Below are 13143 nucleotides of genomic sequence, written 5' to 3'. Positions count from 1 at the left end.
ATACACGCCCCGGACGTCACCGGCGCCCCTTAGCGTTCTCGTACACGTGAATGACAGCGGGGGGCTGCCGTGACCGAAGCGCAGGGGGACGGGCGGCCGGACGGCCTGACCGGGGCCGAACGGCGGATGTGGGAGGCCTTCCGGGCGGGCGCCGTGTGCGACCTCGGCGCCCGTGACGCCGGCCTGGACGATCCGTACTCGGGGCGGGCCTGGGGCCCCGAGCGCCGAATCCGGGCGGAGGTGGTGGCGCACCTGCTGCTGGCCGGGCCCGCGCCGCTGCCGGGGCGGGTGGGGCGGCTGAAGCTGCGCGGTGCGCAGATCACCGGGCGGCTGGACCTGTCCAGTGCCGCGGTGGCCCCGTACGTGGAGATCCGCGCGTGCCGCTTCGACGGCGAGGTCCAGGTGTCCGAGACCCGCTTCGGCACGCTCCGGCTGACCGACTGCGCGATACCCCGGCTGGAGGGGGCCCGCCTGCACACCGAGGGCGACCTGCACCTGGCGCGCTGCCGGGTGGCGCGCGGGATCCGGCTGACCGACGCGCAGATCGGCACCGACCTGCTGCTCAGCGGCACGGTGGTCCACCGGGACAACCGGGGCCGGGCCATCGCCGCCGACGGGCTGGCGGTGGCGCAGGACCTCCAGGCGGACATGCTGGAGACGCACGGCGAGGTGAGCCTGCGCGGGGCGAAGGTGGGCGCCTCGATGAGCCTGCGCGGGGCGCGGCTGAGCAACCGCGACGGCCGGCGGGCGCTGAACGCCCCGACGCTGACCGTCGAGCGGACCCTGTACCTGACGTCGATCGGCCTGCCCTCCCCGGCGGCCGACCCGGAGCGCCCGTACGACTGGGGCCGGACGCCTACGACGGGCGGGCCGGCGCAGCGCTTCGAGTGCCGGGGCGGGCTGCGGCTGGACGACGGCCGGTTCGGCGACTCGGCCGACTTCTACGGGGCCCGGTTCGAGCTGCGCGCGGACCAGGAGGTGTCGCTGCGGCGGGTCCAGACGCCGGAGCTGCGGTTCGTGGGCGAGGCGCCGGAGCTGGGCCGGGTGGTGGTCTCGGGGGCGAAGGTGGTCAAGCTCGTGGACCGGTCGACGAGCTGGCCCGGGCGCGGCCGGGTGTCGATGGAGGGCTTCGTCTACGAGGAGCTGGCGCCCCGGGGGCACTTCCCGCTGTCGCGCCGGCTGGAGTGGCTGGAGGCGGCCACCCCCGAGTACTCGCCCGAGCCGTACGAGCGGCTGGCCGCGGTGCTGCGGGCCGGCGGGGAGGACTCCGGGGCCCGCGAGGTGCTGGTGGCGAAGCAGCGCTGCCGCCGGGCGACGCTGCCGCCGGCCGCGCGGGCCTGGGGGTACCTCCAGGACTGGACGGTGGTGTACGGGTACCGGCCGGGACGGGCGGCGCTGTGGATGGCGGTGCTGTGGGCGGCGGGCACCCTGCTGTTCCTGCGGCACGAGCCGCCGCCGATCAAGGCGGACGAGCATCCGCAGTGGGACGCGGCGCTGTACGCGCTGGACCTGCTGCTCCCGGTGATCGATCTCGGGCAGCAGGGGCAGTGGAGGCTGGAGGGCGGCTGGCAGTGGGGGTCGGCGGCGCTGGTGCTGCTGGGCTGGATCCTGGCCACGACGGTGGCGGCTGGTGCGTCGCGGCTGCTGAGGCGGGGTTAACGGGTGACGTCCCGGGCCTTCCGGCCACTACCCTGTGCCTCGTGACCACCGTTCGCCTGCCCCTCTTCCCGCTGAACTCGGTGCTGTTCCCGGGCCTCGTGCTGCCGCTGAACGTCTTCGAGGAGCGGTATCGCGCCATGATGCGCGAGCTGCTGAAGTCCGGGGAGGAGGAGCCGCGCCGGTTCGCGGTCGTCGCGATCCGCGACGGCCGGGAGGTCGCCCCGACCGCGCCCGGGCTGCCGGACCAGACGGCGCTGCCCGAGAAGGGTCCGGCGGCCGGGTTCGGCGCCGACCCGATCCAGGCGTTCCACCGGGTGGGCTGCATCGCGGACGCGGCGACGATCCGGGAGCGGGAGGACGGCAGCTTCGAGGTGCTGGCCACCGGCACGACCCGGGTGCGGCTGGTGTCGGTCGACGCGTCGGGGCCGTTCCTGGTGGCGGAGCTGGAGGAGCTCGCGGAGGACGCGGGCGAGGGCGCCGGCGCCCTGTCCGAGGGGGTGCTGCGGGCCTTCCGCAGCTACCAGAAGCGGCTGGCGGGGGCCCGTGAGCGGTCCCTGGCCTCGGCGCCGGACCTGCCGGACGAGCCGTCGGTGGTGTCGTACCTGGTGGCGGCCGCCGCCGTGCTGGACACCCCGTCGAAGCAGCGGCTGCTCCAGGCTCCGGACACGGCGACGCGGCTCGCGGAAGAGCTGAAGCTCCTCCGTACGGAGACGGCGGTCATCCGCCACCTCCCGTCGCTGCCGGCGGTGGACCTGACCCGTACCCCGACGAGCCCGAACTGAGGCCATGGCGAAGAAGAAGCCGCAGGCGGCCGGCACCCCGGCCATCACCGCCCTCACCGGCGCGGGCGTGGCGTTCACCACCCACGCCTACGAGCACGACCCCGCGCACCCCTCGTACGGGGAGGAGGCGGCCGAGGCGCTGGGCGTCTCCCCGGAGCAGGTGTTCAAGACCCTGGTCGCCGACGTGGACGGGGCACTGACGGTGGCGGTGGTCCCGGTGTCGGGCTCGCTCGACCTGAAGGCCCTCGCGGGCGCGGTGGGCGGGAAGCGGGCGGCGATGGCCGATCCGGCGCTGGCGGAGCGCACCACGGGGTACGTGCGGGGCGGCATCTCCCCGCTGGGGCAGCGGCGCCGGCTGCCGACGGTGCTGGACGCCTCTGCCTCCGGCCACGCCACGATCTGCGTCTCGGCGGGCCGCCGCGGCCTGGAGGTCGAACTGGCCCCCGCCGACCTGGCGGCGCTCACCGACGCGGTCCTGGCCCCGATCGGCCGCCCTTGACGGGCCGGTGGGCCGCTGCACCCCCGGCCAGGGGTCAGGTCTGCGGGGGTTCCGGGGCGGCGTGGACGTGCGGCGGGGGGTAGGTGCCCTCGGCGTGCCACTCGGGCTCCGGCTCGGGGTCGCGCCGGCCCCACAGGGCCGTCAGGCCCAGGTGGGCCGCGGCGGCCGCCATCGGCCACACCAGCAGGACCCCGTACGCGAGCAGCTGGAGCGGCGCGTCGAACGGTACGCCCTTGCCCGCCTTCGCGGCGGCGGCCGGGACGTCGGAGCCGGGGCTCAGCCAGAGCCCGAGCCGCCAGCCCACCAGGGAGGCGAAGCAGGCCCCGACGGCGAGGCCGATCACCAGCGGGACTCCTCCGCGCCGGCGCCACAGGAACACCCCGACCGCGCTGAGCACGCCCAGCCCCAGCGCCAGCAGGAAGAACGTGCCGTCGGCGCCGATCCGCGCCTCGCTCTCGGTGTTGCGCAGGAAGACGGCCTCGCCGTTGGAGACGTACTGCACGCGCGGCGCGAGCCACGTCCACAGCAGCCCGAGGAGCACCCCGGAGGCGCCCACCGCCAGGGTGACGGCGGCCGCGTCGCGGACGTCCGCCGCGGTGACGGCGGCCTCGGGCTCGGGGAGCGGGGGCAGGGTCGGCTGCTGCTGCGGGGTCACGGCTTCGGTCACCCCCACATCGTGCCAGGTGCGGCCGCGGCCGGCGTCGGCGACCGGCGTCAGCGGACCGCGGCCCGCCGGTAGGCCCAGGTGGCGACGGTCAGGGACAGCACCCCGACGGCCGCGCAGACGCCGAGGTCGAGGAGGACGGCCGTCCAGTCGGGGTGCGGGGCGAAGGTCTCCGCGAAGGCCTCGACCCCGTACGTGGACGGCAGCAGGTCCCGCGCCCACACGATGACGTCCGGCATCCGCTCGGCCGGGAGCACGCCCAGCAGCAGCGCCGCGGACATGCCGAGCTGTCCGGCGAGCGTGGCCAGCTCCTGGCGCGGCGCGAGCAGCCCGAGCGCGGCGCCGAGTCCGGCGAGGGCGGCACCGGCCAGCGGGACGACGGCGGCGAGGATCCACAGGCCGCCCATCGGCAGGCCGAACAGCACGCAGCCGAACACGGCGGTGACCAGCGTCCCCGGCAGGGTGAAGGAGGCGTACGCGGCGGCCGCGCCGAGCACCACCGAGGCGGGCGGCACGGGCAGGGTGGCGTAGTGGTCGAGGCCGCCGCCGGCCCGCAGCTGCCCGAAGTACTGCGCGAGCAGGTTCAGGGCGACGAAGGCGACGACGAGGACGGAGGAGCCGGCGACGACGGCGCGGGCCTCGGAGCCGCCGCCCCCGTCGACGACGCCCCGCATCAGGATCATGATGCCGACGGACTGGAAGGTGGCGACGAACAGCAGCGGTATCCGGGCGACCCGCGCCCGGGACAGCTGGGCCCGGTAGACGGCGGCGAGGGCGGGGAACAGCCGCGCCTTCGGAGCCAGGACGCCGACGGGCGCAGCAGCGGTGGCAGCGGCAGCAGCGGTGGTCACGACTTGACCAGACCCTTCATCCGGCCGCCCAGCGCGAGGTACACGTCCTCCAGGCTCGGCGTGGCCAACGTGAAATCGTCGAGGGCGGCGAAGGCCGGGCCCCCGGTGACGGCGGCGACGGCCGCGCGGGCCTCGTCCTGCGGCAGCCTCAGCACCCAGCGGCGGCCGGACTCGGCGGCCTTGGGGGCGAGCGCGGCGACCTCGGGCACGTCGAGCGGCGCGGCGGTGCGCCAGACCAGCTCCAGGCGGACCTCGTCGGAGACCCGGGCCTTGAGGCCGGCGGGGGTGTCGCAGGCGATGACCTTGCCCTGGTCGACGACGGCGACCCGGTCGAGGACGGTCTCGGCCTCGATGACGTTGTGGGTGACGAGCAGGACGGTGGCGCCGTGGGAGAGCCGGCGGCGGTCCACGGCCTCCCAGACGGCCCGCCGGGCCACCGGGTCCATGCCGGTGGTCGGCTCGTCGAGGACGAGGACGGGCCGCTCCCCCACCAGCGCGGCGGCGAAGCAGGCCAGTCGGCGCTGTCCGCCGGAGAGCTTCTTGAGGGGGCGTCCGGCGATCTCGGTGAGGCCGAGCTCCTCCATCACGCCGTCCCGGGCGGCCCGGGCCTCGCGGGCGCCGAGCCCGCGCAGCCGGCCGGTGGTCTCGGCGGCCAGTGCGACGGTGAGCTCGTCGAGGGCGGTGGACTCCTGTCCGAGGTAGGCCAGCAGCCGGGAGGCCCGCTCGGGGTGGCGCACGATGTCGTGGCCGAGGAGGGTGACGCTGCCCGCGTCGGGGCGCATCAGGCCGGTGAGCTGGCGGACCAGGGTGGACTTGCCGGCGCCGTTGGGGCCGAGCAGGCCGAAGACCTCGCCGCGCCGGACCTCCAGGCAGATCCCGTCGTTGGCGCGGGTCTCGGGCAGGGCGGGGGCCCCGCGCCGGCCGCGTACGGCGGGATACGTCTTGACCAGGTCACGCACCGCGCAGACCACGTCCGAAGCGGCTCCGGCGGCCGCCGCCGTGGTCGTTCCTGCCTGTGCTGTGCCCGTGCTCACGAGGGAGCAGCCTACGCGGCTTCCGGCCCTACTCGGCCGCCGGGGTCATCGGGGCCCCGGGTACGGCGGCCGCCGGCCCGCCCACGTGCTCGGCCGCGGCACGCACGTCGATCTCCCTCCAGAACCCCGCGCGGATGGCGTAGCGGTCGTGCTCGTCGATCTGGTCGTCCTTGTGGGCGAGGAGCCCGAACCGGGCGGCGTAGCGGAGCAGCTCCCCGTCGATGCGGTGCGGGACGCGGGGGTACATGGTGGCGAGTTTCTGCAGGTGGGCGGCTTCCGGGAGGCGTTCCATCCAGCGTCGGGCGAAGACCTGGCCGACTTCGAAGGGGTCGCCGCCGACGGTGGTGATGTCCTCCTCGCGGTCGGCCCAGCGCTGCTCGGCGCTGGTGAGCTGGGCGAGGGTGGGCAGGGAGGCGGTCTCGGCGGGTTCGCCGAGCGGGCCGGCCCGGTCGATCCAGCCCTTGTCGGAGGACCAGCGCAGGGCGCTGCCGGCCGGGCTGGCGGCGGTGTGGGCGGCCGGCGAGGCGGCGGGGACGGGGGCGGGGGCGCGGAGGGCGGCGAGGTCCTTGGGGGTGGGGACGGGTTTGGCGCCTTCGGTGGCGGGTGCCGGTACGGGTGCTCCGTTCGGGCGGGGCTCGGGGGTGGCGGGGGTGCCGTTGCGGGCGGCCTCGGCGAGGGCCGCCTCGGGCAGGGGTGCGGAGAGGATCGCGGCGATCTCGGGGCGGGGGGCGGGCGGCGGGGGGCAGAGTCCGGCGAGGTCGCGGGCGCGGACGGCGCGGGTGATCCAGGCGCGGTCGAGGACGCGGCGTTCGTCGGCCTCGGCGACGAGGTCCTCGGACTGGTTGTAGTCCCCGTCGGCGGCCTGTACGGCCCAGAGGTGGACGGCGACGCCGTGTTCCTTGGCGGACATCAGGCCGGGCAGGAGGTCGCCGTCGCCGGTGACGAGGACCACGTCGGAGCAGGCCCGGTTGCGGGCGAGTTCGGTGAGTTCGGCGTGCATGGCGGCGTCGACGCCCTTCTGCGCCCAGCGGCCGTCGCTTCGGGTCAGGGCGCCGAGCCGGACGGTGACGCGGGACATGACGCGGAGCCTGCGGTGTTCGGGCTGGGGGACCCGGTCGGGGGCCCCGTCGAACCAGTAGATCCGCAGGAGGGGCTGCTGGGTGTCGGCTTCGGCGCGTTCGCGCAGGCCCTGGATGAGGGCGGAGTGGTCGACGGTGATGCGGGAGCGGGAGGGTTCCCCGGCGAGGAGGCTCGCGGCGGCCCCCAGCAGGTATCCGGCGTCCACCAGGACGACGCAGCGGTCCACGCGTTCCACCCTCTTCCGTGGGGGTCCTCGACAGGTTTTCCCCGAGTCTGCCCGACCGCAAGGGCGTTGACGGCCGGAACTCGATCATCGGCGTGGCGTATCTCTCGGGGGGCCTCGAAAGCGACCCCCGCCGCGCGTGCCAATGATCCAAAATGCGGGCTTTGTGGGGGTGTGTGAGTGTGAAGGCGGCCCTGGCCCCTACACCCCCCACGGAGGCATTCCATGGCCAAGAACAAGAACCAGAAGCAGCCCGCCAAGCAGCAACCGCGTTCGGGCGGCCAGGACCGCAGTTCGGCCGAGGTCACGCCGGAGGAGCGCACCTCGCAGTCGCCGAGCCCGCTGGACATGGCCCACAAGAGCAAGCAGAAGCGCTTCGGCCACAACTGACGCCGCGCGCACGCGTGCGAAGGGCCCCGCCGGCAGCGTCGCCGGCGGGGCCCTTCGGTGCGCGGGTGCACGGGCGCGCGCCCGTGCCGGCTATCCGGCCAGGCAGGAGGGCCCGAGCAGCACCTTGAGGTCGCCGAAGAGGGCGGGGTCGGGCTGGACCCGGTGCCGGTCCAGGCGCAGCACGGTGGTGGTGCGGGGGCCCTGGAGCTTGATCCGCACCTCGGTGTTGCCCTTGTGGTGGCGCAGGATCTCGCCCAGACGGGTCACCATCGGCGGGGTGACCTTGACGGTGGGGATGGTGAGGACCACGGGGGCGTTGGTGCCGGCGGAGGAGAGGTCGGGGACCATCATCTCCATGGCGACCAGGCGGGGGACGTCCTCGCGCTTGTCGAGGCGGCCCTTGACGAAGACGACGGTGTCCTCGACCAGCTGGGTGGAGACGAGCTGGTAGGTCGCGGGGAAGAACATGCACTCGATGGAGCCGGCCAGGTCCTCGACGGTGGCGATGGCCCAGGCGTTGCCCTGCTTGGTCATCTTGCGCTGGAGGCCGGAGATGATGCCGCCGATGGTGACGACGGCGCCGTCGGAGTGCTCTCCGCCGGTGAGCTGGGAGATCCCGGCGTCCGTCTTGTCGGACAGGACGTGCTCCAGGCCGAAGAGTGGGTGGTCGGAGACGTAGAGGCCGAGCATCTCGCGCTCCTGGGCGAGCAGGTAGGACTTCTCCCACTCGACGTCGGAGAACTCGACGTCGAGGCCGAAGCCGGGCTCGTCGCTGCCGTCCTCGTCACCCATTCCGCCGAACAGGTCGAACTGTCCCTCGGCTTCCTTGCGCTTGACCGCGACCACGTTGTCGATCATCGATTCGTGGTGGGCGACCAGGCCCTTGCGGGTGTGGCCCATCTCGTCGTAGGCGCCGGCCTTGATCAGCGACTCGACGGTGCGCTTGTTGCAGACGACGGCCTCGACCTTGTCGAGGAAGTCGGGGAAGGAGGAGTACTTCCCCTTCGACTTCCTGGTCTTGATGATCGAGTCGACGACGTTCTGTCCGACGTTGCGGACGGCGGTGAGGCCGAAGAGGATCACGTCGTCGCCCTGGGCGGCGAAGTTGGACTCCGACTCGTTCACGTTCGGCGGGAGCACCTTGATGCCCATGCGCCGGCACTCGTTGAGGTAGATCGCGGACTTGTCCTTGTCGTCCTTGACCGAGGTGAGCAGGCCGGCCATGTACTCGGCCGGGTAGTTCGCCTTGAGGTAGGCGGTCCAGTAGGAGACCAGGCCGTACGCGGCCGAGTGGGCCTTGTTGAAGGCGTAGCCGGCGAAGGGGACCAGGACGTCCCAGAGGGCCTTGATCGCCTGGTCGGTGAAGCCGTTCTTGCGGGCGCCCTCCTCGAAGATGACGAAGTTCTTCGCCAGCTCCTCGGGCTTCTTCTTGCCCATCACGCGGCGGAGGATGTCGGCCTCGCCGAGGGAGTACCCGGCGATGATCTGGGCGGCCTTCTGCACCTGCTCCTGGTAGACGATCAGGCCGTAGGTGACCGCGAGCACCTCTTCGAGGGGCTTCTCCAGCTCCGGGTGGATCGGGGTGATCTCCTGCTGCTTGTTCTTGCGCAGGGCGTAGTTCGTGTGCGAGTTCATGCCCATCGGGCCCGGGCGGTAGAGCGCGGACACGGCGGAGATGTCTTCGAAGTTGTCGGGCTTCATCAGGCGCAGCAGGGAGCGCATGGGCCCGCCGTCGAACTGGAACACGCCGAGGGTGTCACCGCGGCCGAGGAGCTCGAAGGTCTTGGCGTCGTCGAGCGGGAGGGCCAGGAGGTCGATGTCGATCCCCTTGTTGGCCTTCACCATCTTGACGGCGTCGTCCATGATCGTGAGGTTGCGCAGGCCGAGGAAGTCCATCTTCAGCAGGCCGAGCGACTCGCAGCTCGGGTAGTCCCACTGGGTGATGGTGACGCCGTCGGTGTGCCGCACCCAGACGGGTACGTGGTCGGTGATCGTCTCGCTGGACATGATCACGCCGGCGGCGTGCACGCCCATCTGGCGGACCAGGCCCTCGACGCCGCGGGCGGTGTCGATGACCTTCTTCACGTCGGGCTCGTTCTCGTACATCCCGCGGATCTCGCCGGCCTCGCCGTAGCGGGGGTGCTGCGGGTCGAGGATGCCGGAGAGCGGGATGCCCTTGCCGAGGACGTCGGCGGGCATGGCCTTGGTGAGCCGGTCGCCCATGGCGTACGGGTAGCCGAGGACGCGGGCGGAGTCCTTGATCGCGTTCTTGGCCTTGATGGTGCCGTAGGTGCCGATCATGGCGACCTTGTCGGCGCCGTACTTCTCCGTCACGTACCTGATCACCTCGACGCGCCGACGCTCGTCGAAGTCGATGTCGACGTCGGGCATGGAGACGCGCTCGGGGTTCAGGAAGCGCTCGAAGATCAGGCCGTGCGGGATGGGGTCGAGGTCGGTGATGCCCATGGCGTACGCGACGATCGAGCCGGCCGCGGAGCCTCGGCCGGGGCCGACCGCGATGCCCTGGTTCTTGGCCCACATGATGAAGTCGGCGACCACGAGGAAGTAGCCGGGGAAGCCCATCGAGATGATCGTGTCCATCTCGTACTCGACCTGCTTCATGCGGTCGTCCGGGATCCCGCCGGGGAAGCGGCGGTGCATCCCCTTCATGGTCTCCTCGCGGAACCAGGTGACCTCGGTGTAGCCGTCCGGGATGTCGAACTTCGGCATCAGGTTCCGGAACTTGAACATGCCCTCGGTGTCGATCTGGTCCGCGACCAGCTTCGTGTTGGCGCAGCCCTCCTGCCAGGCGTCCGAGGAGTCGATCGCGTACATCTCGTCGGTCGACTTCAGGTAGTAGCCGGAGCCGTCGAAGCGGAAGCGGTCGGGGTCCGAGAGGTTCTTGCCGGTCTGGATGCACAGCAGGGCGTCGTGGGCGCCGGCCTCGCTGGCATACGTGTAGTGCGAGTCGTTCGTGACCAGCGGCGGGATGCCGAGCTTCTTGCCGATCTCCAGGAGGCCGTCGCGGACCCGGCGCTCGATCTCGATGCCGTGGTCCATCAGCTCCAGGAAGTAGCGGTCCTTGCCGAAGATGTCCTGGTACTCGGAGGCCGACTTCAGGGCCTCGTCGAACTGGCCGAGGCGCAGTCGGGTCTGGAGCTCGCCGGAGGGGCAGCCGGTGGAGGCGATCAGGCCCTCCGACCACTTGCTGATGGTCTCCTTGTCCATGCGCGGCCACTTCGTGAGCCAGCCCTCGGCGTACGCGTCGGAGGACAGCCGGAAGAGGTTGTGCAGGCCGGTGGCGTTCGCCGCCCAGATCGTCTTGTGGGTGTAACCGCCGGAACCGGAGACGTCGTCGCGCTTCTGGTGGGGCTGGCCCCACTGGATGCGGCGCTTGTTGCGCCGGGACTCGGGGGCGACGTACGCCTCGATGCCGATGATCGGGGTGATGCCGGACTTCTGCGCGGTGTGGAAGAAGTCGTAGGCCCCGTGGAGGTTGCCGTGGTCGGACATGGCGATGTGCGTCATGCCCATTTCATTGCAGGCGGAGAACATGTCCTTCAGCCGCGCGGCACCGTCCAGCAGCGAGTACTGGGTGTGGACGTGCAGGTGCGTGAACGGCGTCTTGGTCACGGTGGGGGCCTCCTGAGGAGAGAGGGGCGGCAGCTACGAATCCTACGTCCCGCGAGTGACAGACCCGGGGCACTGACGGGTACGGTCGGCCGTTGCAGAAGTTGCAGAACCGGGAAGACCGGTCCGGCGTCCAGTCGGACAGAAGCCGTACCACCCCTTGCACCAGGAGGCATCCGCCATGGCGGTCACCGAGACCACCGACGAGCAGCGCGCCGAGCAGATACTCGATGTGTTCGACACCGCATTCGGCCGGCTGCTCGCCGCCGACCCCGCCGCCTTCCAGGTCAAGTTCCGGAAGATGGCGGCCTCGGCCTTCGCCTTCTACCGGGGCACGGCCTGCCTCTTCTACGCGGACCTGGAGCGGGACCGGCACGGCGGCCCCTACCTGGACGAGCGCACCGGCCGGGTCTGGATCCACGGCGACCTGCACGCCGAGAACTTCGGCACGTACATGGACGCCAACGGCCGGCTGGTGTTCAACGTGAACGACTTCGACGAGGCGTACGTGGGCCCCTTCACCTGGGACCTCAAGCGCTTCGCCGCCTCCGTCGCCCTGATCGGCTACACCAAGGCCCTCAGCGACGAGCAGATCGGCTCCCTCGTGCGGACCTACGCGGCGGCCTACCGGGAGCGGATCCACCAGCTGGCGACCGGCGCGAAGAACGAGGAGGTCCCCTCCTTCACCCTGGACACCGCCGACGGCGCCCTCCTGGAGGCCCTGCGCGCGGCCCGCTCGCGCACCCGCTTCGCCCTGCTGGACTCGATGACGGAGATCCGCGACCACGAGCGCCGCTTCACTTCGGACGGCGGGGCGATCGAGCTGGACGCGGCGACCCGGTACAAGGTGCTGGCCGCCTTCGACGGCTACCTGGAGACCCTGCCGGAGGAGTCCCTCGTGCGCCCGGACTCCTACCGGGTCAAGGACGTGGTGGGCCGCCGGGGCGTGGGCATCGGCTCGGCGGGCCTGCCCTCGTACAACATCCTGCTGGAGGGGCACAGCGACGCCCTGGAGAACGACGTCGTGATCTACCTCAAGCAGGCGCAGACCCCGGCCGTGTCCCGGCACATCACCGACCGGGCGGTCCGGGAGTACTTCCAGCACGAGGGCCACCGCACGGTGATCTCGCAGCGCGCCCTCCAGGCGCACGCCGACCCGTGGCTCGGCTGGACCGAGCTGGACGGCGCCGGGCAGCTGGTCGCGGAGGTCTCCCCGTACGCGGTGGACCTGGACTGGTCGGACCTGGACGACCCGGAGGAGATCGCGGAGGTGGTCGCGGACCTGGGCCGGGCCACGGCCACCATGCACGCCTCGGCGGACGAGGCCGAGAGCGGGCAGTCCCTGGTGCCGTTCTCCACCGAGCGGGCCATCGACGCGGTGATCGCCGCCGACGAGGAGGGCTTCCCCGAGCTGCTGGTCGACTTCGCCCACGCCTACGGGGCCCGGGCCCGCGCCGACCACCAGATCTTCGTGGACCTGTTCCGCAACGGCCGGATCATGTCGTAATCCCTGGGGCGCGAGGTGCTCCGGGCACGGATTCACAGGAACCGGGGCACCTCTTCCACAGGAACTCGTGACAGACTCGCGGCGATGGACATATCAGGGGTGAGGATCCGGGGGCTGCGGGCCGCGCTGTTCAGCGCGCTCGTCGTGCTGCTCTCGGCCGGGTCCCACGTGCTCATGTCCCGGGTCCCGCTGCCGCCCGCGATGATCGCCGGGGCCTTCGCCGGGGTCTTCACGATCGCCTACGCGCTGGCCGGCCGGGAGCGCGGCTTCGGCCCGATCGCCGGGCTGCTGGTCCCGCTGGAGCTGGCGGCCGACACCGCCTTCACCGCCGGCCAGCACCTCTGCTACGGCCCCGCCGGCGGGCCGGTGGCCGGGCCGCTGCGCGCGCTGGGCCTGGACGAGCTGTGCGGCGGGACCCCGGTGGGCGTCCCGCTGACCGGGGTGGCCGGGCCCGCCGGGGATCCGGCGGCGCTGCTGGCCTCGCCCGGGCCGTGGACGCCCTGGCTGCTGCTCGGCGCGCACGTCGCCGTCGGGCTGGCGGCCGCCGCGTGGCTGCGGCACGGCGAGCGGGCCCTGGTGCGGCTGCTGCGGGCGGTCGCCGCCTTCGCGTTCCGGCCGCTGCTGCTGGCCGCCGCCTCGGCCGGGGCCGTCCCCGGGCGGGCCGGGCGGGCGCTGCGGCCGGTGTTCCGCGGCGCGGTGGCCCGTACCCGCTTCCCGGCGCATTCCGTGGGCCGGCGGGGTCCTCCCGTACGCGCGGCGTTCGTGATCGCGAGCGCCTGAGCGCGTACGGCAGCACCCCCTCGTCCCTTCCCGTTCCACGGAGA

Annotated in this window: 11 protein-coding genes; 6 read left to right on the top strand and 5 right to left on the bottom strand. The window is 72.8% G+C overall.

Features of this window, described 5'->3' with window-relative positions; translation table 11 throughout:
• Window positions 1–69 precede the first annotated feature (69 nt).
• From ACQKM2_RS27860 to ybaK, 3 genes are read left to right on the top strand one after another with little or no spacing between them, the layout of a single operon-like run.
• The gene (locus tag ACQKM2_RS27860; RefSeq protein WP_427714533.1) at window positions 70–1659 is read left to right on the top strand and encodes an oxidoreductase; all 1590 of its coding nucleotides are present in this window, start codon (window positions 70–72) and stop codon (window positions 1657–1659) included.
• A 41-nt stretch (window positions 1660–1700) separates the two neighbouring features.
• The gene (locus ACQKM2_RS27855) at window positions 1701–2441 is read left to right on the top strand and encodes an LON peptidase substrate-binding domain-containing protein (protein ID WP_427714531.1); all 741 of its coding nucleotides are present in this window, start codon (window positions 1701–1703) and stop codon (window positions 2439–2441) included.
• 4 nt (window positions 2442–2445) lie between these two features.
• Window positions 2446–2940 (top strand): Cys-tRNA(Pro) deacylase, encoded by a 495-nt coding sequence (gene ybaK / locus ACQKM2_RS27850; protein ID WP_427714529.1) that lies wholly within the window; start codon window positions 2446–2448, stop codon window positions 2938–2940.
• A gap of 34 nt (window positions 2941–2974) precedes the next feature.
• On the opposite strand, the gene ACQKM2_RS27845 is transcribed toward ybaK, so the two are convergent.
• The 4 genes from ACQKM2_RS27845 to ACQKM2_RS27830 are packed head-to-tail and all read right to left on the bottom strand — an operon-like array spanning window position 2975 to window position 6804.
• Complete coding sequence (locus tag ACQKM2_RS27845; protein WP_427714528.1) at window positions 2975–3607, bottom strand: hypothetical protein; 633 nt, start codon at window positions 3605–3607, stop codon at window positions 2975–2977.
• 47 nt (window positions 3608–3654) lie between these two features.
• Complete coding sequence (locus ACQKM2_RS27840; protein WP_427714527.1) at window positions 3655–4455, bottom strand: ABC transporter permease; 801 nt, start codon at window positions 4453–4455, stop codon at window positions 3655–3657.
• Window positions 4452–5489 (bottom strand): ABC transporter ATP-binding protein, encoded by a 1038-nt coding sequence (locus ACQKM2_RS27835; RefSeq protein ID WP_427714525.1) that lies wholly within the window; start codon window positions 5487–5489, stop codon window positions 4452–4454. Before ACQKM2_RS27835 ends, ACQKM2_RS27840 begins: the two co-directional genes overlap by 4 nt.
• Before the next feature lie 28 nt (window positions 5490–5517).
• Window positions 5518–6804 (bottom strand): NYN domain-containing protein, encoded by a 1287-nt coding sequence (locus ACQKM2_RS27830; protein WP_427714523.1) that lies wholly within the window; start codon window positions 6802–6804, stop codon window positions 5518–5520.
• A 213-nt stretch (window positions 6805–7017) separates the two neighbouring features.
• Between ACQKM2_RS27830 and ACQKM2_RS27825 the strand changes: the two genes are divergently transcribed.
• Window positions 7018–7182 carry a hypothetical protein gene (locus ACQKM2_RS27825; RefSeq protein ID WP_427714521.1) on the top strand — a complete coding sequence of 55 codons (165 nt, stop codon included), beginning with the start codon at window positions 7018–7020 and terminating at the stop codon, window positions 7180–7182.
• 90 nt (window positions 7183–7272) lie between these two features.
• On the opposite strand, the gene dnaE is transcribed toward ACQKM2_RS27825, so the two are convergent.
• Entirely contained in the window at window positions 7273–10815 is a 3543-nt protein-coding gene (gene dnaE, locus ACQKM2_RS27820) for a DNA polymerase III subunit alpha (protein WP_427714519.1), read from the bottom strand.
• A 178-nt stretch (window positions 10816–10993) separates the two neighbouring features.
• Between dnaE and ACQKM2_RS27815 the strand changes: the two genes are divergently transcribed.
• Window positions 10994–12319 (top strand): DUF2252 domain-containing protein, encoded by a 1326-nt coding sequence (locus tag ACQKM2_RS27815; protein WP_427714518.1) that lies wholly within the window; start codon window positions 10994–10996, stop codon window positions 12317–12319.
• An 84-nt stretch (window positions 12320–12403) separates the two neighbouring features.
• Entirely contained in the window at window positions 12404–13099 is a 696-nt protein-coding gene (locus ACQKM2_RS27810; RefSeq protein ID WP_427714516.1) for a hypothetical protein, read from the top strand.
• Window positions 13100–13143: the final 44 nt, after the last annotated feature.

The sequence above is a fragment of the Streptomyces sp. NPDC004126 genome (genome assembly GCF_050275515.1).
In the GTDB taxonomy this organism is placed as follows: domain Bacteria; phylum Actinomycetota; class Actinomycetes; order Streptomycetales; family Streptomycetaceae; genus Streptomyces.
Note: the sequence above shows the minus strand (reverse complement) of the source record. Positions and strands in the feature narration are given on the sequence as shown.